This window comes from Acetobacter orleanensis (assembly GCF_001581005.1).
In the GTDB taxonomy this organism is placed as follows: Bacteria; Pseudomonadota; Alphaproteobacteria; order Acetobacterales; family Acetobacteraceae; genus Acetobacter; species Acetobacter orleanensis.
The window spans coordinates 11,703-34,426 of sequence record NZ_LHZV01000042.1 but is presented as its reverse complement, the minus strand read 5'-3'; the positions used below and the strand labels follow the sequence as shown (position 1 = coordinate 34,426).

General features: G+C 47.5%; 20 protein-coding genes and 1 pseudogene. 12 read left to right on the top strand and 9 right to left on the bottom strand.

Annotation, left to right across the window (positions count from 1 at the left end; all coding sequences use genetic code 11):
* The 3 genes from AD949_RS02015 to mobC (AD949_RS14420) form a co-directional block, all read left to right on the top strand.
* Window positions 1–613: tyrosine-type recombinase/integrase (locus tag AD949_RS02015; RefSeq protein ID WP_248845774.1), on the top strand; the 613-nt coding region annotated here is incomplete at its 5' end.
* 104 nt (window positions 614–717) lie between these two features.
* Complete coding sequence (locus AD949_RS14425) at window positions 718–873, top strand: hypothetical protein (RefSeq protein ID WP_244463445.1); 156 nt, start codon at window positions 718–720, stop codon at window positions 871–873.
* The gene (gene mobC / locus AD949_RS14420; RefSeq protein WP_307188436.1) at window positions 874–1,050 is read left to right on the top strand and encodes a plasmid mobilization relaxosome protein MobC; all 177 of its coding nucleotides are present in this window, start codon (window positions 874–876) and stop codon (window positions 1,048–1,050) included.
* On the opposite strand, the pseudogene AD949_RS14675 reads toward mobC (AD949_RS14420), so the two are convergent.
* The 5 genes and pseudogenes from AD949_RS14675 to AD949_RS14710 all read right to left on the bottom strand — a co-directional run.
* Window positions 1,018–1,355: pseudogene (locus AD949_RS14675) on the bottom strand (IS66 family transposase); the annotation flags it as partial. The gene mobC (AD949_RS14420) and the pseudogene AD949_RS14675 sit on opposite strands and share 33 nt — an antisense overlap.
* A 34-nt stretch (window positions 1,356–1,389) precedes the next feature.
* On the bottom strand, window positions 1,390–2,406 hold the full coding sequence (locus AD949_RS02005; RefSeq protein ID WP_082064870.1) for a glycerophosphodiester phosphodiesterase: 1,017 nt from the start codon (window positions 2,404–2,406) through the stop codon (window positions 1,390–1,392).
* Entirely contained in the window at window positions 2,406–5,132 is a 2,727-nt protein-coding gene (locus AD949_RS02000; RefSeq protein ID WP_158319965.1) for a TonB-dependent receptor, read from the bottom strand. Before AD949_RS02000 ends, AD949_RS02005 begins: the two co-directional genes overlap by 1 nt.
* Window positions 5,133–5,226: 94 nt before the next feature.
* A complete protein-coding gene (locus AD949_RS01995; RefSeq protein WP_082786023.1) occupies window positions 5,227–6,153 on the bottom strand; it encodes a FecR family protein in 927 nt (308 codons plus the stop codon).
* A complete protein-coding gene (locus tag AD949_RS14710; protein WP_158319964.1) occupies window positions 6,125–6,691 on the bottom strand; it encodes an RNA polymerase sigma factor in 567 nt (188 codons plus the stop codon). Before AD949_RS14710 ends, AD949_RS01995 begins: the two co-directional genes overlap by 29 nt.
* Window positions 6,692–7,618: 927 nt before the next feature.
* Between AD949_RS14710 and AD949_RS01990 the strand changes: the two genes are divergently transcribed.
* The 5 genes from AD949_RS01990 to AD949_RS14405 all read left to right on the top strand — a co-directional run bounded on the left by AD949_RS01990 (window position 7,619) and on the right by AD949_RS14405 (window position 12,957).
* A complete protein-coding gene (locus AD949_RS01990; protein ID WP_061504606.1) occupies window positions 7,619–9,235 on the top strand; it encodes a DUF6538 domain-containing protein in 1,617 nt (538 codons plus the stop codon).
* Between the two features lie 178 nt (window positions 9,236–9,413).
* Window positions 9,414–9,935 carry a hypothetical protein gene (locus AD949_RS01985; protein WP_048836851.1) on the top strand — a complete coding sequence of 174 codons (522 nt, stop codon included), beginning with the start codon at window positions 9,414–9,416 and terminating at the stop codon, window positions 9,933–9,935.
* Window positions 9,936–9,965: 30 nt separating this feature from the next.
* The gene (locus AD949_RS01980; protein WP_048836850.1) at window positions 9,966–10,568 is read left to right on the top strand and encodes a superoxide dismutase; all 603 of its coding nucleotides are present in this window, start codon (window positions 9,966–9,968) and stop codon (window positions 10,566–10,568) included.
* A gap of 285 nt (window positions 10,569–10,853) precedes the next feature.
* A complete protein-coding gene (locus tag AD949_RS13585) occupies window positions 10,854–11,240 on the top strand; it encodes a MobC family plasmid mobilization relaxosome protein (RefSeq protein WP_082786022.1) in 387 nt (128 codons plus the stop codon).
* 67 nt (window positions 11,241–11,307) lie between these two features.
* On the top strand, window positions 11,308–12,957 hold the full coding sequence (locus AD949_RS14405; RefSeq protein WP_244926395.1) for a hypothetical protein: 1,650 nt from the start codon (window positions 11,308–11,310) through the stop codon (window positions 12,955–12,957).
* 13 nt (window positions 12,958–12,970) lie between these two features.
* Here AD949_RS14405 and AD949_RS01970 read toward each other — a convergent pair whose 3' ends face one another.
* The gene (locus AD949_RS01970; protein ID WP_306308934.1) at window positions 12,971–14,575 is read right to left on the bottom strand and encodes a Hint domain-containing protein; all 1,605 of its coding nucleotides are present in this window, start codon (window positions 14,573–14,575) and stop codon (window positions 12,971–12,973) included.
* 353 nt (window positions 14,576–14,928) lie between these two features.
* Here AD949_RS01970 and AD949_RS01965 point away from each other — a divergent pair, with 353 nt between their 5' ends.
* The 4 genes from AD949_RS01965 (at window position 14,929) to AD949_RS01950 (ending at window position 18,223) form a co-directional block, all read left to right on the top strand.
* Window positions 14,929–15,537: a recombinase family protein gene (locus tag AD949_RS01965; RefSeq protein WP_244463460.1), complete on the top strand. Its 609-nt coding sequence runs from the start codon at window positions 14,929–14,931 to the stop codon at window positions 15,535–15,537.
* A 93-nt stretch (window positions 15,538–15,630) separates the two neighbouring features.
* Window positions 15,631–15,828 carry an AbrB/MazE/SpoVT family DNA-binding domain-containing protein gene (locus tag AD949_RS01960; protein ID WP_048836938.1) on the top strand — a complete coding sequence of 66 codons (198 nt, stop codon included), beginning with the start codon at window positions 15,631–15,633 and terminating at the stop codon, window positions 15,826–15,828.
* Window positions 15,828–16,241, top strand: coding sequence for a PIN domain-containing protein (locus tag AD949_RS01955; protein ID WP_061504605.1), 414 nt, complete (start codon window positions 15,828–15,830; stop codon window positions 16,239–16,241). The genes AD949_RS01960 and AD949_RS01955 overlap by 1 nt, the downstream gene beginning before the upstream one ends.
* Before the next feature lie 260 nt (window positions 16,242–16,501).
* Window positions 16,502–18,223 (top strand): DUF6538 domain-containing protein, encoded by a 1,722-nt coding sequence (locus AD949_RS01950; RefSeq protein WP_244926396.1) that lies wholly within the window; start codon window positions 16,502–16,504, stop codon window positions 18,221–18,223.
* 390 nt (window positions 18,224–18,613) lie between these two features.
* Here the strand turns inward: AD949_RS01950 and AD949_RS01945 are convergent, their stop codons facing one another.
* From AD949_RS01945 to mobC (AD949_RS01935), 3 genes are all read right to left on the bottom strand, one after another.
* A complete protein-coding gene (locus AD949_RS01945) occupies window positions 18,614–20,362 on the bottom strand; it encodes a hypothetical protein (RefSeq protein ID WP_048836831.1) in 1,749 nt (582 codons plus the stop codon).
* 253 nt (window positions 20,363–20,615) lie between these two features.
* The gene (locus AD949_RS01940; protein WP_048836832.1) at window positions 20,616–22,355 is read right to left on the bottom strand and encodes a hypothetical protein; all 1,740 of its coding nucleotides are present in this window, start codon (window positions 22,353–22,355) and stop codon (window positions 20,616–20,618) included.
* Window positions 22,352–22,681, bottom strand: coding sequence for a plasmid mobilization relaxosome protein MobC (gene mobC / locus AD949_RS01935; RefSeq protein WP_244463444.1), 330 nt, complete (start codon window positions 22,679–22,681; stop codon window positions 22,352–22,354). The genes AD949_RS01940 and mobC (AD949_RS01935) overlap by 4 nt, the downstream gene beginning before the upstream one ends.
* Between the last annotated feature and the right edge of the window lie 43 nt (window positions 22,682–22,724).

The following is a 22,724-nucleotide window of genomic DNA, read 5'->3' as shown; positions in this document are numbered from 1 at the left end:
AAAGGAACTGGCTTTGCTGGCCTCTGCGTCATGGCATAGTACATCCGTGCCGGAACAGACCTTCCGGCTGGTCACTCTTGTTGCAGCTTACAGCGGAATGCGATTAGGCGAAATCTGCACTCTGAGAAAAGAAGACCTACAGAGCGTTGATGGTATCCCCTGCTTCCTTATCCGTCCTCATGCCGAAACCGGCTGGGCACCGAAAACAGAAGCAGGCATCCGCACGGTGCCTGTTCATTCAAAACTCATTGAAACTGGTGTGCTGGCTCTGAAAGACTCGACAGACAGCCCCTACCTCATCCCCGGTCTGGAAACCTCGAAACAGGGTGTCAGGGGAGCAGCCCTTGGCAGAGCCTTCTCATTGCTCAAGACCCGTATTGGCCTGCCCGCGGAAATCACCTTCCACTCGTTCCGGCACACTGTATCAACTCAACTCAGAAATGCAGATACCAACATCCGGGAGGTATGGATTGACCGCCTGCTGGGTCATGAAGCAACCCACAAAAGTCAGGGCACCACAACCTATCTGACCGGCATCACCACCGCTAATCTCAGGCAAACAGTGGAGGCCATAAGCTACCCGGAAACAACCTTCAAAAGAGTAGCGTTTTAAAAGGGAGCCAGCAGTGTCGAATGGCTACCCAAGGGTAGCATTCGACAAGCTGGTAAGGGGGAGAAATCTCCCCCATTAACCCCCTCTTTAAGGAGAACCTTGTTATGCCGATTGCCCGAACTTCCCGCCTCTCTGTCAGAGCCAGCCCTTCTGAATTGGCCCGCTGGAAAAGCGTTGCCCGCCACCTCGGCCACGCCACCACCGCCCATTGGATCAGGGCTCTGCTGACAACCTCAGAACTGGTTGGCGACAATGGCTAGCTGGTCGGCTCAGAACTTTACAGTCTGCGTCATGCCCTCTCACGCATTGGCAACAATCTGAATCAACTGGCCCACTCTGCTCATTGTGATGACCATAAGTTACCACTCACAATCCTCACTCATAAGGCAGCCTCAAGCGGCTGCTTACGATGTATTCACGGGCTGCCAGTTCCATAGCAACAGTTCGTGGAGACGATTGATCTTGTGTTCGTTGATGCGTGTCAGGACGTCAGCGAGATAATCCTGCGGGTTGAGTCCGGAGAGTTTTGCGCTTTCGATAAGCGTCATAGCGTCAGCGATGTTATCCCCGCCAGCATCGGAACCAGCAAAGAGATAGTTTTTCGCCCCATGCACACGGGCCATATGGTGCGTTCTGCAAGATTATTATCGATGGCGACACGACCGCCTTCGAGGAACAGAGCAAAGGCTCTCCACCGGTTAAGCGCATAGCGGATCGCTTTTTCCAGCCCCCCTTGCTTGGGATAGCCTTATTTGTCGGATCTACAGATATGCAATTTATTGGGTAGAAGAAAGCCTAAGGACAGCCATTATAACATCGGGATAGTTCGTTGTAATTGCGTTAATCCCTAATGCGGCTGCTTTGCTTGTTTCTGTGAGAGTATCGACCGTCCATACGCCGGTTTTCAAGCCAATTTTCTGTGCCTGCTTTACAAGGGGAAGGGTCGCATCATCTTTATAGGCATCTAACATCCAGCCGCCCTGTTTTTTTATATAGTCTGCGTAAAGGGAATAATTGCTGACGGGTCCCAAGCCATCCGTCAGACGGTCAATAATTTTTTGCGGTGTCAGAGAAGTTATATCGATCCCAAGATCCCTCATATCATTTGCAAACTCACGTGCGTAAACGAGAGGATCTCTAAAAATATAAACGGTTTTTTGTGTTGGGTCTATTGTATGGATTAAATGAAGAAGTTTCCAATCGAATGAGATGATAGAAATTTTATCTTTAGCTGGATGTTTATGAATAATTTTTAGAATGTCTATTGCCAGGGTTTCCGCAGGATACCCGGCGGGAAGATCAAGTGCAGATTTTACTTCAACAAAAACTTGCGGACTATTTGGGCTCTTCGAAATAAACTTAAGTGCATTATCCAGACTGATAATAGTCTCTTGTTCTTGATTTTTCCTGAAAGGATAAGGTTTATCAGAGGGAGATCCTGATCGGCTCTGCCCGATACTGTAATTGGACAGTTCGCCGAATGTCATATTTCTAATAAATGTTGTCCGCTTATCAAGCCAATGGTGATTCTGTTGTGCTTCATCAGGTTGAAGAACGAAGTCATGATGTAAAACTGGAATATGATCTTTTGTATCTTGTACATCAAATTCAATAATATCCGCTTTCACATCTAGCGCATGTAATATGGCCGAACGTGTGTTATGAACGTGATAAGCGGCTCCTCCTGCATGAGCGACAACCATGGTTTTTGAGGTGGTCTGACATAATGCGGGGGCTGGCAGTATTCCCATGCTACCAGCACAAAACCAAATAGTGGCTAATAATTTGCGCATTAGAATTGGCCCGTTAAAGAAAGACGAAAACTACGCCCCAAAATAGGACGGGCGAGGAAAACACTATTGTTCGATTGGGAACTTAACACTTCGCCTGAGCGAGGATTCCCTTCGGTTAATCCGAGAGAATTATTCAGGTTCTGGCCAGACAAGTTGATGGTCAGATAGTTGCCAACCTGATACGCGGCACCAAAGTTAACGACTGTATAAGAAGGTAGCTTCTGGCTGTTTGCTGCATCTGCATAACGTAGCCCGTAATGTTCTACATCTGCCTGCAAAAGTAGTTTGTCATTGAAAAAATGAAGACGCGGTGTAACGCGAAACATCACAGGCGGAACGCGCAGAAGGTGGTTGTTACTATAGTCATTTAAAACGGGAGCATTTTGAGAAAGGGTCTGATAACGCAACCCTTTGAACCGGGCATCTTGAGCTGTCCCTGTAAAAACAACATCAAAATATCGGACAGGGCGGATAGTGCCCTCAAATTCGACGCCATATGCACGCGTGTCAGCATTGATAGTCTGCTGTGTATACCCACCATTGGCAACATTAAAAACGTAATTATTAACCTGAAACCCATGATAATCCGTGTCGAAACCGGTGACATAGGCATCAACATAGCGGGAATTATATTTAACTCCGCCTTCATACATATTCATTGTCTGGTTGGCAGGAACAGCGACCGGATTGGTGATGAAAGACGCCAGACTGGGGAGACGATAAGCGCGAGTGAAGCGTGCAAAGAACCCCAGATTAGGGTGTAGCTGGTAGTTAATGCCAATCGTCCCACCGAAATTGTCGTAGACTTTATCATAATGCCTGAAAGCACCATTTCCGGATAAAACATTGGAAAGATAGGGCGCAGACCCTAAAGCAACACTCTGGGTGCCTTCTACTGTCCCGGTGGCGCGCTGCACTTCATACCGGACGCCAGCATCCAGACGGAGTTTTCGGGTAATCGCCCATTCATCGGTAGCATATCCGGCCACATCAATGTCATGCCCCCAGCCATTGGCAAATTCAGAGCCATAACGGGTATAGCCATTTTGTGTCATGGAGCCCAAGACTGTGCCAGCGGCATCGACAGCATCTATATTCAGTGCGCGAGCATGAGATGTCGTATCTAAAAGCATGTTAGCGGAATAACGGTTGAAATCCTCGTTAAAATAGGAGGCAAAAGCTCCCATAGCAATGTCATGATGCCCAAGGAAAGAAAGTGATTTCTCCAGCTTGAAGTCATTCATAACTTCGTGTTCGTTGACCCAAACAGCGCGGAGAGAGGCATCTGTAACGTAATTATTGCCAGTCATTGACGAAGAAAACTGCTGATTAGGATTATCAGCATATCGAAGTTGCCAACCTGTGGCTCCGGCAAATAGGGTGGATGCTGTTGCAAGACCATTCAGTCTTGTATTGGCATCATTAACGGTGCTGGGAGAGAGGACCGTCCATGCTGCATTCATTGACCGGTAGCGGAGTGTATCCGTCAGATGCCATCCGTCAGCTAGATCGTGTTTGAAACCAGCAGTAACCTGATCAAGCCGCATATGGATGCCGCTTTGCAGGTCAATATGCTTTGTGCTGCCACCGGGGCCAGGTAGATAGGCATTGGCAAGGGCTTTAGAGGAATATGTTCCCGTATTGGCATTGAAGCCTGGGAGAGACGTTATATTCCCAGATTTGTCATATGTAACAGGAATGTCGGTAAAAAAGGCCGTTCGATCATCAAGGTGTTTATAATCAACAAAAAAACTGCCACCATGGCTGAATGATCGGCTGACGTTCGCACGGATTTGCCCACCCGAATTCGCACGAAAACCAGGGTCGCGAACGCCATTTTCAACACGATAAAATCCACCAAGGCTCCAACGCCACGGACCCGCTGGTCCACCTAACCATGCGTCTGTACGATAAAGGCCGTCATCACCAAATGTTTGCTTGCCTACGCCCGAAAGTTTTTCTGTGCCGCGTTTGGATATGAAGTTTACCAGTCCGCCTGGTGCATTTTGGGCCACGATTGAGCTAGGACCACCACGGACAACCTGAATATTTCTTAGGGTTTCATCAATGCGGAAACTATCGTCTGCATTCAGATAGCCTAGAGCCGGGTCTGATTGTAGGGGAAGACCATCTTCTTCCAACTGCACTGACCCGTAACCATCAACGGGGATACCACGCGCACGGATATTGGCCCCGACTTCCCCGCCGGATGCTTCAACCCAAAAGCCGGGTGTATTTTTTAGAGCTTCCGACACAGAAGAAATACTGCGCATACGCAGCTCTTTCTGAGAAATGGTTGTAATTGCATAGCTCGCATCAATTTTTTTCTGATGCTTGCTGGATGCGCGTCCGGTGACGATAAGATTTTCTTCCTGTGTAGCTTGCGTCGTTTGGTGCGGGACTGAAACCGGTTGGCTTGTGAGCACAATCAGGCCGCCCGCGTGTTCTGTCGCAACAACACCTGTCCCAGCGAGAATTTTCTTGAGAGCACTGTCCGGGCTCATAACGCCCGTGACGGGTGCAGTACGCACTTTCCCGGCGATTGTGCCTGCAACGGCAACGTGTAGACCCGACTGGCGTGCAAAGAGCGTAATTGCAGACGAAAGCGGTTGTGCAGGAATGGAAAAATGAACTTCGCTTGGTGTCGCAGCATCTGCGTTAGAGAGGAGGTAAGTGCTAATTGCGCTACAGCAAAGCAGGCTTAAACAAAGAGGAACATGACGCATAAGAAGCATTCCTGAGTTGGATTTCTACTCAGGTGATGCTTGGAGAGCATGTTTTCTGCCACTGGAAATTGTTAAGATTTAAAGACAGGGAAGTTTAATAAAGGTCAATGCGTCCAGATGTTACCACTCCATCGATATGTAAGGTGGAGCGCACTGCATCAATGAATATGTCCGGGTCTTTCAGGGCAAAAGATCCCAGCAAAACAAGAGAACGCGCTTTGCCATGAACAAAGATTTTTTTCTGGTTGTATTTATTGAAAGTGGCAGCGACTTCAGACAAGGGTTGTCCGTAGAGTTCTACAATCCCCTGCGCCCAGTTGGTTTCTCTCGTTATTTCGTCAGATAACAGTTTCCGGCATGTCAGCTTTCCTGTGCTTGAGACACACAGCTCTTCGCCAGGAGAAAGAACAATAGGCTGATCGTAGAAATTCCTCATTATCTTGGCTTGTCCTTCCAGCAGAAGAAGACGATTTTTTTCCACACTGAGCGAGCTTTGAAGCTTACCGCTAACTGTTGCATGAATATGGTCAAGCCTTAGCTCTGCTGGGTGTGAGCATGAAAAAAGACATCTGCCAGCAAGATGGTCGATAGATGTACCATATTTTCTGATTTGAGAGTAACTATCCAGAGAAACTTGTCCAATCTGGGGTATCTGCGTGTCGAGGGTATTATCTGTTGTGCTGTAGAAGCGCCCCATTTCATGTGATGTGCGTGGCAGCATGCACAAGGCTAAAGAGGCCGCTAATCCTGATATCATGTGCCGTCGAGAAACAGGAAAATCTGTTGTGACGGTGCTTTTGCTTTTATCCGGCAGAATTGGGTTATCTGTTCGCAGTGCAACAGAGCGGCTTGTAGCCTGCCAGACCACTTCAGCGCGGATTAATGCCCCTTTGTTACGGACGTCATTAGCCAGCCAGGTCTCTAATAAAGCCTGCTCCTGCTCAGTCAGGGGAGCATTATTTTTTTTTGCTACCCAGAAAGATGCCGTTTCATTACGGTCTGTTTTTGTGTGATCTGCCAAGCGGGGGAGGCCTATACCCGATATCATGTTGCCGTTCTTGATGTCCGTAAGCGTCTCCGATAAGGCGAAGCGCTTTGGCTACCTGTTTGGCAATGATAGTTTCTGAAAGGTTGAGACGTTGCGCACATTCCTTGTGCGAATAACCGTGAATACGATGTAAAGTAAATATTGCCCTGCAACGTGGTGGCAAGTGGGAGATAACATGGTTTAGAAACTCCAACTCCCTTCGTGCTCCTACCGACTGTTCAGGGCTAATTGTGTCCTGACCTGAGCATTCATCTGAAAGGTCTGCCAGAGAGCTGAATGAGACAATTTGAGCACGTCGATAATGTTGAAGAACAATATTTCGAGTTATTGTAAACAAAAGCCTACGTGGGAATTGAATTGTCGTACAATCGACCTTTGCCAGAATAACCCACGCCTCCTGAAGAATGTCGTCCGCGTCAATGTCCTTATATTTTGACAGCCAGCGTCTAACATCGGATTCATGAGGCAAAATGTTCTCAGCGAGCCATTTTGCCTGTTTGTCATTCAACACGTTGTCTGACCCTATGCCATATCCGGTTTTCGTATAGGCAGTTCAGGCATTGGAAAATATTATAATTATATGAAAAATGAAAAAACGATGCCGTCACAAAGTTGACTGTTGAAGGCTGATTGAATATGTGCAAAAATATAAGGCTTCTTAAGAAGAATCATGATACACTCAATAAGCATACCTAAAACTCGACACGCCTGGGGTTTGGCAAAAAAGACTGAAGCAAGCGGGGTCCATACCCCAGAGAGGCAAACCAAAGAAAACTGGCGGATACAGCCCCAGCTACAAAAAATGGTCGTAACGCGGCATTGCCCACGCTACATCATCCCAATGACGTCTCACAACCTGACACGTAGCATTACAGTTGCATTTTGTATCGTGAGTAAGTGCAGATAGCGCTGGCTTGATGTGTTCGTCGAAAGACGAACCAGCGGACAACGATTATCGTGTTCTGCTTTATGTTTTTCTCGGTTTCAGTAAGTTTGCCTGATATCGGACACTTGCCATGACAGCATCGGCAAGCGGAAGATACGCCCAGTCACACAGCGGCTCACCTTATTGTACCGTGTCCTGCAGACAGACGATGCCAGTCCTGCTCTGACATATCCGGTGCAATTCATAACAGAGATACCCTGAGTGACTCAATCAGAAACACTTAATGAGTAAGTCCCTCTTTCTGTTCTGTGCCTAGCATCTTGACTGCCCCATGGGTTTGCCCGCAGAGTGGACCCGCAGTTGCCATGTGAAGGATGATTTCGATTGAAATTATCGTTCTATTTCAATTGGTTGTATGATTGGTTGCGACCAAGGAGAGCGGGTTCGAGTCCCGCAGTTCGCACCACTAACCTCTTGAAATATAATAGTAAAATGAGAATTTGACGGGTCTGCGGGATTTTCCCGTTTGTCTTCCCAGACTGGGAAACGCAGATGCTCCGACTCATTGGGTCTCACTACCACTTCCGTCGCGCGGTTCCTCAGGCCGTGCAAGCCTGCCTCGGCAGAACCGAAATCTCCCTTTCCCTGCAAACTCAGAGTAAGCTGATTGCCCGAGAACGGGCGGCTGCCCTCTATGCAGCCACGGGCACACTCTTTGAAAGGGCAAGGATGATGGACGAGAAGCCTGACACCGATCTGATGAAAGACCTGCTTGCTGTTCAGGCCCAGACAATCAGGGATCAGGAAGAGACGCTCGCCCTGGCCGAAGAGTGCCATGCCCTTGACCGCAAAATTCGCGACGCCACCCATAACATGGCCCTGCTCGAAAGAATTCAGAGCGAAAACGCTTTCCTCGATGAAAGCTCAAAAAAGATACGCGAGATCGGCCAGCGCTTTGACAGTCTGCGTCAGCAGCTCACCACCGGCATTGCCCTGAGCAAACAGGAAAAGAGGATGCTCAAGGCGGAAGCTGACCGTCTGTCTTGTATGATCGTTGGTATCCAGAGCCGTCAGCCTGTGCATCTTGCCCAGCCTGCTCCTCAGATACCAACCCCATCCGTGCAGGAAGAGCCCAAGCCTGCCCCAAAAGCCTCCTCCCCTCTTCTCTCGACCATGGCTGAACGCTTCATTTATTCCGACAGGACAAAGAGTGCTGACACCATAAAGGGCACTCAGAAGACTATTGGCCTGTTTGTTGAAGCTTTTGGCGACATGCCCGTGCGACAGATTACCGGCAACGTGGCGGGAGAATTTTTTGACCTGCTCTCTTCCCTGCCTGCAACACATGGGAAGGGCAAGACTGTTCTCCCGTTACGTGTTGTCATTGCACAGGCTCAGGAACAAAGCTTGGAAACGGTTGGCGGGAAAACCGTCAAAAACCACTTTTCCCGACTGTCCGCGTTATGGGGACATCTGGTCAAACGAGACTTTGCCGACAAAAACCCTTGGTCGGGCTGGGATTTCAATGTCACCAAAAAGATTGTCCGCCGGGGGTGGACTGACGGCGAACTGGCTTTGCTCGCCCGCACTCAGTGGTCGGGAACGGCTGTCTCTCACCGGACATGGACAGGCATTATCAGCATCGGCATGTTCACCGGCATGCGGTTAGGTGAAATCTGCAACCTCAGACGTCAGGATATTGAAGTCATCGACGGGGTGCCCTGCTTCCATGTCCGCCCTCACCCCGAAGATGGCTGGTCACCAAAGACCACAGCGGGCACCCGCATCATTCCAATTCATTCCAGTGTGCTCAGAATGAAGGGGCTGAATCTACTTGAGGACAATGGTGAAAAATATCTGTTCCCGGACCTGACGGTTTCTACTTCTGGTGAACTCGGCGACAACTTTGCCCGCTCGTTTTCAAAGCACAAAAAACGACTTGGTCTTCCCGATGCTGTGACGTTCCATTCTTTCCGTCATACGGTCAGCACGAAACTCAGAAACCAAGAGGCGCATATTCGGGAATTGTGGATAGATACTGTGCTCGGGCATGAAGCCAGTCATAAATCTCAAGGCACCATGAACTATACGAGCGGAATTGAAGTCGCCAATCTTCAACAAGTGATCGAAGCCCTTCACTATCCTGAAGAATGCATTCAATCTGTTTGATGAGGCAGGATCAATATCCAAACAATCATCTCCATCATTAAAAAGCAGATCACCGTACCCTCGGTGATCTGCCCATGAGCCCCGCAATGTGAACACATTCCACTATATAGCATATTGCATACTATGACGTTTATGCTATTTTCTTCGCGATACGGTAACAGATTAAGGCGAGAAAAGGGTGCTCTCCATCGGCCCGACCACCCCATCTGAACGCATGTGGCAAGAAGACACACGGCAGGCCAATCACGCCTTCACCCTTGGCCATCTGAAGAAAGCCGAACAAGGCTATGAGGCGTCCCTCACCACAGCAACAACACTTTTTGATACATTCAAAGTATCAGGGCAGAATCTTTCTTCACCTGTGATCTTGACCATTTCCTACCTTAATTGTGTAGATTTTTTCAAAAATCAGGGTGACTTGAAAAAATCCCTCTCCTTTTTGAAAAATGCCTGCACCGCACTTATTCAGACATCGTCTCTGCCGACATTGCCTTTGGAAGCCCGTCTGGCCTGCGTCGAACAACTTCCATCCATCGTCAGCCTTCTGACCGACTATCCAGATGCTCTCTTTGACCATCATCACGACAGAGACGATCTCATTACGCACGCCAGAGCCACTGCGCTCAGGGTGTATCAGATTGCAGGTTACATGCCCCCCACAAGCCCGACATCAGAACCTGTAAAAAGCTACAACGCATAAGATGCGGGCCAATAGAAAGAGCAAACAAGTATGTTTCAGTTACCAGAGCTCCCCTATGCCATGGATGCTCTTGCCCCTTATATGTCAGCAGAAACACTCGAATATCATCATGGGAAACATCATAAGGCGTATGTCGACAAACTGAATGAACTGACGACAAGCGAGGAGTTCAAAGGGCTATCCCTTGAAGACATTATTCGTCGTTCCGCTCAGGACCAGACGCAAAAAGTGCTGTTCAATCAGGCTGGCCAGCACTGGAACCATTCGTTTTTCTGGGAAAGCATGAAAGCCAAGGGCGGAGGCTCCATTCCCGGCTCTCTCGAAAAACAACTGATTGCAGACTTTGGTTCTCTGGACCAATTTAAAAGCGACTTCAAAACAGCCTGCGTTTCCCAATTTGGGAGTGGCTGGGGATGGCTGGTTCATGATGGCGAAAAACTGGCCATAACCAAAACGGCAAATGCAGACACTCCCCTTGTCCATGGACATACTGCTCTTCTGACCTGTGATGTCTGGGAGCACGCTTATTACATCGACTATCGTAATATGCGCCCCAAATATGTGGATGCCTTTCTGGCTGATCTGGTCGATTGGGAACGTGTTGCCGATCTATACGAACAAGCTGCGTCCTAAAAAAGTCATACCCTATATACATTTCCTTCTGGCTTTGTCTTTCCTACGAAGACAGAGCCAGACCTTTAAGAACCATAAGGTTTACAAACAACACTTTTGATCTATTCCAATAGATCATCGTCATTTAAAAAACACACAAAACAAAAACAGGAAATCAGGCATCTCAATAGGTTACCCTTACAGGGAGCCAGCAGTGTCAAATGGCTACCCAAGGGGTGCATTTGACAAGCTGGTAAGGGGGAGAAATCTCCCCCGTTAACCCCCTCTTTGGAAGGAAAACCAGTTATGCCTGCATCTCGAACTTCTCGCCTTTCTGTCCGTGCTTCACCCAACGAACTCATACTCTGGAACCATCTCGCGCGCAGTCATGGTCATGTGACCACTTCTGACTGGATACGCTCTTTACTAGTTTCCGCTGAGTTCTCCGAGGAGGATAGTCCGCCCGTTTCGGACGAACTGCGCAGACTACGCACCCAACTTTCCCGCGTTGGCAACAACCTCAATCAGCTTGCTCATTCAGCCAACTGTGGCGATACAGTCCATTGCGGTTCTGCGCTGGACGACATTGAAACCCTGATCCATCAACTCGACCTCATTCTATCACGATCTCGCAAAAATCCTTGCAGCAGAACAGCCCGTCGCAAATGCGACACGACTGTAACCATGCATTGATTGCCTGTGGCCCTGCGCCATGATTGTCAAGGAAAGCAGAATTAAAACGCGCAGCGGTGCGGGCGCTTTGAGTCGTCATGTCCTGCATGGTACGAAAAATGAAGCCATTCGCGTTCTGGCCGGATCAGACTGGCTCATGCGTGACCATATGCGGGAGGCAAAGCGCGAGGGGCTAACCTATGGCCTGCGCCATATCGCCTTTAATCCGGCACAAGTCATGACCGACGTCCAGCTTTCCGAGTTTGCCGGTCGTCTGTGCCAGGAACTGAAAGCTGATTCCAGTCATATGACCCTCATCATTCACCAGAAGGCAGGAACGACCCATGGACATCTGATTCTGCCAGAATGGCAGCAAGATCATGTGCTCAGCAGCCGGTTTAGCTGGATGCGCCTTGAGAAAGCCGCCCGACTGGAAGAACTACGATTAGGGCATGCTCTGGTGCCCGGCAGACATGATAAGGCCATTGCAAAAGCCCTCCACAAGCAGGGATACCATCATGAAGCCGAACAGGTTGAATCGCTTATCCCTCCTTCCGATGATCTCAAACCCCGCGCAGCCTACACAGCACAGGCGAGACGGATCGCGGAACGGCAGGGTGTTGATCTGGCTACCCGGAAAACACTGGTGGCGACCCTATGGTCTCAGTCGGACGGCCTGAAATCCTTCCGCGCAGCACTGGCGGAACATGGTCTCAGATTACGGGAAGGCGATCGACAACAAACACGCCCCGGCGCCCATATCATTGAAGATGAGAATGGTACGCTGATTGGAAGTTTCACGCGCCTAGTCAAAGTCAGAATGGCAGAGTTCCGCAAACTGCTTGCAGAAGAAAGTACTCCCAGACAGAAGCCAGCCCTCATCCGACGCCCCAAGAGAAGCAAGCTTCAGCAAGACCTCTATCGCAAACGGGTTGCGGATGTGGACCGGCCCGTTCGTTCCCCTCAGGCGGTCCCTCACATTGGCCCCGTTATCAGAACTGTGGAAGAAGCCCGCCTGCGACGTCTCCTCTTAAACGCCCTTCAGGACAGACAAGCCATCCTTGACCAGCGAGCTCCTGCCATGAAGCGTCCCCTGCCAGACAAGGACGTCATTCTGGCGCAATGGAGAAAAGACCTTCAGCCTTACGAAAAACAACTGAGAAACGCTTACGATCGCTATTGCGCAGCAAAGACGGCGTCCGAGAAAGCTGAGAAAAGCGTCTGGCAGAGACTGAGTGGAAAACAGAGAGGCCTAAAAAGGAAGTTTGAGCAGACCTCTTTGGATTTTTTGGAAGTGCTGCGGTTTGCTATTCAAGGACTGCTCTTTACTGTTGGTCTGAGATCTCTCCCGCCTGATCCGATACGCCCTGTTGTGACTGAACGGAACAGACCCAGACTGGAGCGCATCAAAACGAAATATGATGCGGAATTCGCTGCTCTGGCCAATCCGAAAAAACGTGAAGACTGGCTGAGCAAGCAGTTTGAGGCACAAAGTCGGGCACGTCAGAGACAGATTTACGACTGGAATGAAAAACACCGCCCTGCCAAGGAACAGGCCCGTCGCGATATGTCCCTGTTTCGATCTCTACTCAATAGCAAGCCATTTTCTGCTGAGCGGGCAGAATTTACAAAATTGGCATTACAGACGCCTCTGGAGGACGGCCTGATTCAGGCACTCCAGAAGCCCATAATGAAAACAGGCCCTGCCAGAAAAGACAGGGCCTGCATAACGGCTTAAACTGTTAGTATGATTAAGCAGATTTTGCCGTTTTTGTCGCTTTCTGATTGTCTACGATGTAAGGGCCGGCTGCACGAACGGTGATGGACAGGATACCCATTTTTCCGTGTGTCAGATGGTCACCCAATGGGAGTTCTGCGTTGCCACTTGTCCACGCAACACCATCCCAAGCCATATCATCATGCCAACCAGCAGGCTTTTCAGCCATCAGGTGGGACGTGATATCAAATTGCCGTTTTGCGCAGAACAGGCGAACCTCTCCAACTGCAATGCCCATGTAACGGCGATCATCCACAAAAGGACCGATCACATCAGACGGTCTGCTCGCACGTGACACGATGCTAACCGATTTCGTATCAGGTGGCAGCATGAAGCTATAGTGCTGTGCGGTCTGACGCATTGGACGAATAATGGCACCTGTGGTCGTTACCAGATGCAGGTCTGGATCATTGGTCAATTCAGGGGCAGCAGGCACCTGCTGTACTGACACCTTGTCTTCGCGCCATTCGATAGCGCGGAACAGTGGTTCCACAAAAGAACGTTCAACACCCAGCGGAGCACCGGCATCGTCTTCCCAGCTTTTAACTGCGCCACGCAAAGTAGCAACCTTACCTTCCTGCCGGAAAGAAGAGCGATTTCCGGTATCCAGATAGCTTTCGGTCAGCATGCCATCGGCAGTGATAACAGAATGCTGTTCGGTTTCCACATGGTAATAATCATAAGACGAAATAGATTTGTCGTAGAAAATGGACACACCATTGACCAGCATACGCACTGGCACAAACCGGTCTTTGAAAAATAGGCAATGTTCCGATGTAATCAGCATGTCCTTATAAGGAACACCATCGTCAATGGCGTCTTTAAGAATACGAACAGGCCAGCCTGCCTCGTCATCCGGCAAACCGTGGCGAACGTTGACGTGCGCTTTACCAACCCAGACCACAGGCCGCACGATGTCCGTATTATTCCGCCAGTCAAATGCAATAACTTCATCACCGATCTGAACGTCTTCGACTGCCACCTCGCCAGTCGTGGTGCGGATCATGCTGCCCGGCAGGAAACAGGTAATAATACCACCTTTTCCATCATCTTGCGTGAAATCCTTCGCAAAATACCCGAAACCATAATCTTTTCCGGTATCTTTGAGATCAAATGGGTCTCCAGTAAGCACCATGACACGACCGACATTGACTACCCCACCAACGCTAATGCCCGGACCAATCGTCGTTGTATTTGTAACCGTGCTATAGCTTGCTGTTATGTGCTTATCCCCAAACAATGGCTTACTAACCTGAGGAAAGTCCATGACAAAGTCTTTAGGGATTGTATTTGTTGGCAGTCCGGCTTTATCTAGGAAAATGACTGGGACAGAAAGCAAACCAACATCAAGTCCCGTCGGCTCCATCGTGATTTGACCACCAGACGGTCCAACGTAAACTTGCTTCAAGGCCGACACACCAACTAAAGTTCCTTGAAGGTCAAGAATACCACCGTCGGTTTTCAGAGCACTAATTACGGTCGCATTTAACAGACCACCGCCGACCTTAGCCGTGGCACCATTCTCCACTGTAATGGCATTAAGAGCATTGACACCTGCTATTGGGGTAGAAAGATCCACAACGACCGAATCTCCAGCAGGAGTATCAGCATTTTTCGTGACAACAATAGACGACAGGCCACTTACGCCAGCCAGAGCAGATAAGTCCCCACTACTATACACAGTAGCCACACCAAGAGTGACTTTGAACCAATGCTGCTGTCATTTGAATAACTCCTGATTTACGCAAGAAAATTTGTTAGGTTTTTTATGCCTAAACTCATGTTTTTGTTGTGCAAACGATTTTTCTATGAAATAAAACTGAGGAGAAGTTCATGGAGCAGGTGGGACTTACCTCACGTGCGTAAATCAGGATTTAATCAAACAAACATCGTGATAAGATGCCCCTTTCCTGCAAGGTAAAGGGGTGGCACGTGGGTCAGAAAAAAGGATATGCACGGGTCAGTACAGTGGGACAGACCCTTGATATACAAGTGAAAAATTTAAAAGAATTTGGGTGCGTAAAAATTTACCGCGAAAAAGCAAGCGGTGCGAATGCCGAGCGTTCACAGCTCAAAAAACTGATTGCTTCGGTTACTGAAGGGGACGTCGTGGTTGTCACCCGTATCGACAGACTCGCCCGCAGTACTTTCGATCTCTTTTCTATAGTTAAAGATATTACGAATAAAAAGGCACAGTTTCATTCAATAGCTGAACCGTGGACCGACACCAGCACCAGCACCGGACGACTGATGCTTGCTGTCCTTGGAGGCCTTGCTGACGTCGAACGCGATCTGATCCGAACCAGAACATCCGAAGGGCGGGTCAGAGCCATCCAGCAGGGAAAGCCGATGGGACGACCCTCGAGACTGACCGCCTCGCAAAAACGGGAAATCAGAGCAAAAAGGAAAAACGGAATGACTCTCAAATCCTTGGCAACGACCTATGGACTCAGTGAAAGTGCCGTCTCCCGAATTGCCCGGTCTCATGACACACCAAAACCGACGACAGAATTTCCATCTGACACTCATTGTGACACATGAAATGCTTTTCAGAAAACCGGGATCAGGCTGAATCATCTTGCAAAATAGATATACATAAATTATTTTTGTTTATCTATTGTCTGGGAGGTTCTTATGCAGGTTTCCAAATGGGGTAACAGCTTGGCTGTTCGCATTCCCTCACACATTGTAAAACAACTCGGCCTTCAGGAAGGCGACAATGTCGAGGCTCTTTTTACGCGCCTCAAATCCAAAGAAGAAGCACTCCGCTCCCTGAAAGAGATCGGCAAAAAACTGCCTTCAGGATTTCGCTTTGAACGCCCTAAAGACTAATGTCTCTCTTTCTGGATACGAACATCCTCCTCTATGCCATGATGGAGGAAGGGACAGAGAAGGCTGGTATCGCTGACAGTATTCTTCTGGATCAAGAGTGTCATATTTCGGTGCAGACGCTCAACGAAGCGACCAACACGCTAAGACGTAAAACAAAACTTCCGCTGAACGACATCAAAACACTTATTACGGACTTCCGAGGGCTGGTCACCATTCACCCCATCACAGAGGCCGTTTACAGTCGGGGCTGGGCCATCATTGAACGCTATGGGCTCCAAACCTATGACGCCATGATTTTGGCCTGCGCCATAGACAATGGTATCGAAACCCTACTGTCCGAAGATATGCAGAATGGTCAGAAGATTTTCGATATGGTGACAATCATTAACCCCTTTCAGAAAACTGTCGATTAGGGTTAAACTGGCTTCTCCACGTTCCCAGATTGTTTAACCAACGTCGGGAACAAAAACGCCAACCAGAAGACAGCACGTCGTATTCTTTTTGCTGTTTCAAGGGGTTAGAAAAGTGTCACTGCGGGTTGATGCAGGTTCGAGTCCCGCAGTTCGCACCACCATAACTCATTGTTTTTGTTCATTATTCTGGATTTCCAGAAACACAGACCCCGCAAACTCTTACACAAGCTTTGGCGGGGGACGATGAACAAGGCAGGAACATGCTCCAGTGCCGGGCGACAGGGTTCTATTTCAGGACACGAGTTCCATCACATTTCCGTGATGCTCTTAAAAAGAATGAAATCTGCTTTTCGCTGTTCACCAGATCAAGGAAAATCGCACTGATCCGTGCTGGAACAGCATACGAACGGACACAGGCACTTTTTGCAAAGATCGAACACGCGATGGCTCATGAACCGTGGATTATATCGGATGAGGAAAAGCAGGATTATGCTGACCTTCTCAGACGCTCCATCCTTCCCCCGGAAACCAGCGGAGCTCAGGAAACAAGAGACAGTCTGACAGAGTGCGTACGATCATATCTTGACAATGATAATGCCAGGAATTTCCTAGAGGCCATAATCCAGTCATATGAGCTCGAAATTGCGTCGCTGATCTCCCAATACAAGACCATCAACGCTGAACATCTCCTGTCCCATGTCAGAGAGACAGACCGCATGACGGCGCTCACCGGATATCTCAAGGATACAGCCGGACCCGCAATGGAAAAGCTGAGCCGTTCAGGTGAAATCCTTGCGTCCAGAGTCCAAGGCCATCAGGAAACCATCAAGGTCTTTGAAAATCAGTCTGCACTGTTACGGGAAACATTGGCTCCTGTCTTCCAACAACTGGAAGTGAAACCCTCTCCCCTGTTCTCGGAAGCAGTCTCTACCTTCATGACGTCACCAGAGATTAAAACCAAGCCAAAGAGCGAACTGGCTATGATGACTAACGTCTATCGCAGATGGATTGAAATCAATGGCGATGAACCTATTCGCACTTATTCCAGTAAGCACGCCGATAAATATATCGAAATGATGACCCAAATTCCCGGTACCTATGGAAAGGGTAAAACCAAAGAACTTACGGTTGATGAACTTATTAAATATGCAAAGCGGAACCGCATAAAAGCCCTTCTCAAAACCAAAACCATCAAGAACCATTTCTCCAAGATGTCGATCCTATGGACCTTCCATGAGAAAAAGGAACTGGTGAACCGAGGCTCCAATGTCTTCAAAGACTGGTCTTTTGGCCGAAAACTGAAGGGCGATGGCTATAAAGCGTGGCCTGAGGACGACCTGCGGGAACTCATCAACACCCCATGGCCTCCCGGCCAAATTTCACAAAGAACATTTGGCATGATTGTTGGAATTGGGTCGTATACCGGGATGAGGCTGGAGGAAATATGCCGGTTGCGAAAGCTAGATATCATTAACATCAAAGGTGTCTGGTGTTTCAATATCTGTGAGCATCTGCCACGACGCAACAGACCGGCTGAGGCGTGGAACCCCAAGACTGAGGCCGGTGAAAGGGTTGTTCCCATCCATAGAAAACTGATTGAAGCTGGTATTCTGGAATGGGCCAAGAGTGCCAATTATTACCTCTTTAACGAACTGACGTTCAGCGGGAGAGATAAAAAACGAAGCGTAGGTTTTGGAGGAAAATTCTCAACCTTCAAAAATAGGCTTGGCATTAAGTCCTCTTCTGTTGTTTTTCACAGCTTTCGTCATAATGTCTCCACCAAACTCAGAAATATGCCCGGAGGCGACACCGGCATCAGAGAACTCTGGATTGATGACTTTCTCGGCCATGAATACGGACATCACTCAGAAGGCGTAAAGCGATATCTTGATGGTATCGATCTTGAAAATATCGTTCAGGTGGCTGAGTCCATGCAGTATCCGGATTTCTGGGATATCAGGACACTTATGGGAGAGGTATAAAATTCATTTCCATAGGGTTTTAGTGGCATCTCACCCGCAACAATCGTAATGCCAATAATCCACAGGATTTTAGCTGTAGATGACTATAAGTTTCAGGGGAAAACTTTTTTATTTTTTATAATTTTTTCTCATGTGAGTTGCCGGCATCTTATCCATGGGAAAAGCAGGCAGGGGCATCCTGGACCTACCCCCTCCTTTTCCCTTCTCCCTTAATTTCTGAATTCTGAATTCTGAAGATCAATAAATTGGAAACATGATAACAAATCTTTGGTCTATGAAAACTTTTACCCCTACACCCCAACCTACGAACCTATATATTATTTGCGATAGACTTGCGACATATCAAAACAGAATAAGAACCTATAGAAAATCATGGTGAGAAAATTTTAGTCACCCAACATTTGCCAGAAGGTTTGATTCAGAGCTTTTAACGTCACTATCAACAGAAGCTCTCTGGAATTTCTTTTGTCGTCTTTCCCATGTCCTGCGACATATTCCCAGTTTTTCCCATGGTTTTGTTTTGGACAATGCCTCCCCTTCATAGTGTTCTCTTCTGACAGACCCTGCATTCCTGCGCTTTTTGGCTTGATAAACCTTGTCAGTCTGTTTCCGCCTTTCTTTCTTGATGCTCTTGGAAACCAGACAATCCAGATGCTTCATTTCATCTTCGGTGATCGCAAGTTTTTCAATGATCCGATCAATGCTGTAGGCATAACGCCATGAGCAAAAACCCGGTTTCACATCAGACACATCACACGCAGTCATCAGTTTATTCAGGCTCGTGATATTATCGCTTTCAAAATGCTGAGTCAGATAATCAGAGGGAATAATATCTTCCATCTGGGCTTTCACATAGGGCAACAGCTCATTGGGATTATTCTGGAAATGTGCTGACGCCATGGAAACAGCGATATGACAGAACATATCCCTGTAACCTTCCATGACACTTCCACCCCATCTCAGCTTTGCCAGTTCCTTCAGATCACCAATGATACGCCTTGATTGCTTATAGGGTGAGTTTTTAGAGGCTTTAACAGGAAACTGGACGATATTCCCATTATCAGGATTGTCAGCCTTCAGAGATGCCTTCTGGCTCCATTTCTGGGCATTGTCCCTGTAGGTCTTCTCTCCCTGCTGACGTGCCTTCTTCCTAATAACGTCGATTTCCTGTGCCTGACGGTAGCGTTCCGCTCCTGCATAAGGTGCAATACCCAGAACACGCTGTTTGAAGTCATCCGAGCTATAACGATTATCTGCGTTAAACCACACTGATCGGCATGAATGTCCCAAAGGAGAATATTTGTAATTGATTGATCCTGGAATCCTCAAAACAGTCTGAGCAGAACATGGTGTGATATCTGCCATCAGATAATCCAGACGATTACGCAGATTCCTGTGAATATCCTCAATGACATCAATATAAGAGCGAGGTGAATTTTTCTGCCCAACTTTCCTGCGTCGCCTTCTGATAAACACGGTATCTGTGAATTGCCATAACAGGTAGGCACCACCACCAGACAACACAACTTCCGTAGGCTCAGGTATTTCGTTATTCACGCAATGAGAAATAAGCCATTCAGCTTTGCCTGAATCATCCAGAGATTGCCATTCCTGAAAGAGTTCAGGACGATAGTGATCATTATCAACCCACCTGTCAAAAATGCCTTTTGCCCTGTCTCCCCTGATAAGCTTCCGTTTTTCACCAAGCTTATTGATATCCAGATCAAGCCATGCATGAGATATGGCTGAAATATCCTCTTTTCTCTGGGTCTTTCTAATCTTCGGAAAGAATGCCTGAGAACGATACAGAGCCTCAAATTTATTGCTCTCTATCAAGCCCCTGATTCCCTGCATTCCTTCTTCTGTCGCAGGAAAATACCTTCTGAAGATTCTGTTACCTGGCTTTTGTTCCTGAGTGGCCGGATCATAATATTTTGGACGCCAGAAATCTTTCCAGAATCCTAAAATGCTTACATAGCATTCAGAACCATCCCGATTTGCCGGGAATCTTGAAACATCCCAGAATGTCGAAATGTCAGGGGACAGAAAGCTTTCAGATGAAAACCTCTTTTCATTCAGGCGTTCCCTTCCCTCAGGAATATCATTTTCTTCAATAACTTTTTTACATATCTGTTCCATATTCTGTTTCCCAAAAATTGGGATCACAGAAAGTCTTCATTTGAAAACCATGAGAAGGAAAAGAAAGAAATTCTATTTTTATTGTTGACGTTGTGCTATAATTACTCTATCTACAATCTAACCTAACAAAATCTCTTGCGGGGGCGTTCTCTTCCTCCTCCCTGCAATCCCGCCCTTTAGAGACGCCAATCTCTCAAGGGCTTTTTTATATCTACCATGATTATACATTAAAATCAACAATAAATGAAAAAATCTATGTATATACAGGGATAATATCATTGTTCACGTTTTTCTTTTTCTCTATTGAAATGGCTTTATCCCTACTCTGATTCATTGCTGTCATGGTTGCCTCAATATCTTTTGTTTTCCTCATCTGTTGGAATGCATAAACAGGATTCCTTAGAGCATTTCGCAGAAGTTCGACATCTCCTGTTTTCTGAATGTAGTTATATAGCTCATCAAAATCCTTCTTTGCCTTCAGGTAGCTTTTAACAGAGTTATCAGTCTGCCATTCCCGAAGCTTTCTTTCACGACCAGCTACGTAGAAATCCGCCATCCAATTCAAACAATATAAAAAATCACTCTCATTATTCAGAATATCCAACGCCTTAAAATCATCTCTATCATATCTCAGCTTCTTTAAGGCATTGTTGAATTCCTGGAGCGCCTTACGTGTGGATGAGCCGTTAAACCATTTCTGCCGTTCCACATGATATCTGGTTCTTAATGGCTTCAGGATGCTCTCATGCTTTTCTCTTATCAGCACAGGGTTTCGACTGTTCGGATCAGAAAAGGGCTCTTTGAGAACATGTTTCCATTTCTTATCAAAGTCAGACATCATCTGTAACAGATCATCTGCAAACTTTTGCTGGTTCGCTAGTGTCTCTTTTTCGACAGATGCTTTCCGGTTGGCTTCTTCATTCTGGAAAGCAATGGAAGCCTTCTGTTCACGCGACATACTATCAGTCATCGCAAAATGATCTGCTTTGATGTCAGAAACTCCACTTCCTGACGGAATGCCTTTGGTCGTAAGTTTGGGCACAGACGACAGTAGAGTGCTCTCCGGTATAACCTGAGGCATAGGAGAGAGAATCTTCTCACCTGTCATCTCTGAAGCATTTACTGGGCTCTCACCCTTAGACAGTGCAAAGGTCGTATCCTTTCCTTGTTGTAAGGCTTCAAACAGGTTGGCAAACTCCCCTTTCTTCATTTCAAACAGACGATTGGCAGAACCAAGAAACTTATTATTTTCGTTATTCACGATAATATATGTATTGGCTTTTTCTCCTTTCTGGATACTCACTCCCAGAGCACTTAACCCCTCAACCATTTCTGAAAATGATTCTGAGGTTATACGTAGGTCTCTGATCGACTGTCTCAGCTTTCCGAGGTTAACCCCCTGACGCAAGGCTGATTGATGCTGGATGGCTGTAAAAGCAGATTGCACTGGTTCATACAGGTCTGGTGTATGAGCCTCTATATAATCCGCAATATCAGCCTTCCCTTCATCCCGGAGCTGGCGGATGACTGCAACCTGATGGCGTCCCTTTACAATGTCATGACCAAACAAAACCTCACACGTCCGGGAAATCTTCTCCTGTCTGACTCTCATGTAACTGCTGTCCAGGCATTTGCCAGCACTATTCCGCCATGATGCATAGAGATGATAGTGCTCATCCGCATCAGGTTCACCCGCCTTGGCCTTCCTATGTCTGACTATTGTGCAGGTATCCGGATCAAAGCCAAATTCCACAGCCAACATACTGACACTTTGTAACATCTGCTCATGCGTAATGTTTCGTTTGGGATTGATCTTGAAATGGCACACCGCATATTTGTCGTGGTTGTCTCTGGCTTCATCAAAAGTTTGCATAACATCAAACTCTGATCCTTGAATCTCGTCTATGGATTCATTTCCAGAGCCCCGAAAAACATGATCACAGGTCTCCCCACACCCACGAGAGGCAATAAGAGGCTCTGAGCTGATAATCATCTTCGAATATCCATGATAATACGCTTCATGGTCTTGATGATGTCACGACATTCAGAAACCGCTCGTGATGCGTCCTCATGTCCACCAGCATTCAGATGATAGGCTATCTGGTTCAGGTTATTCCCACATCGTGCAACCTGATTGGTGGCTTCATTCAACTCTGCCAGAAGATATTTCTTTTCGTCATTCACAAAATATCTGGAAGACATCAAAGACCGGAAATAACTGGCGAGATTATGAAACCCGGCTTCACGTCCGGTTTGCTTCCATGCCTCCAGCTCTTCACGGTTTGCACGAATGGAGAGACGGGTTTCCATTCGTCTCATATTTGGCCTTCCTGCTTTGCCTTTATTTATTTCGTTATTTTCC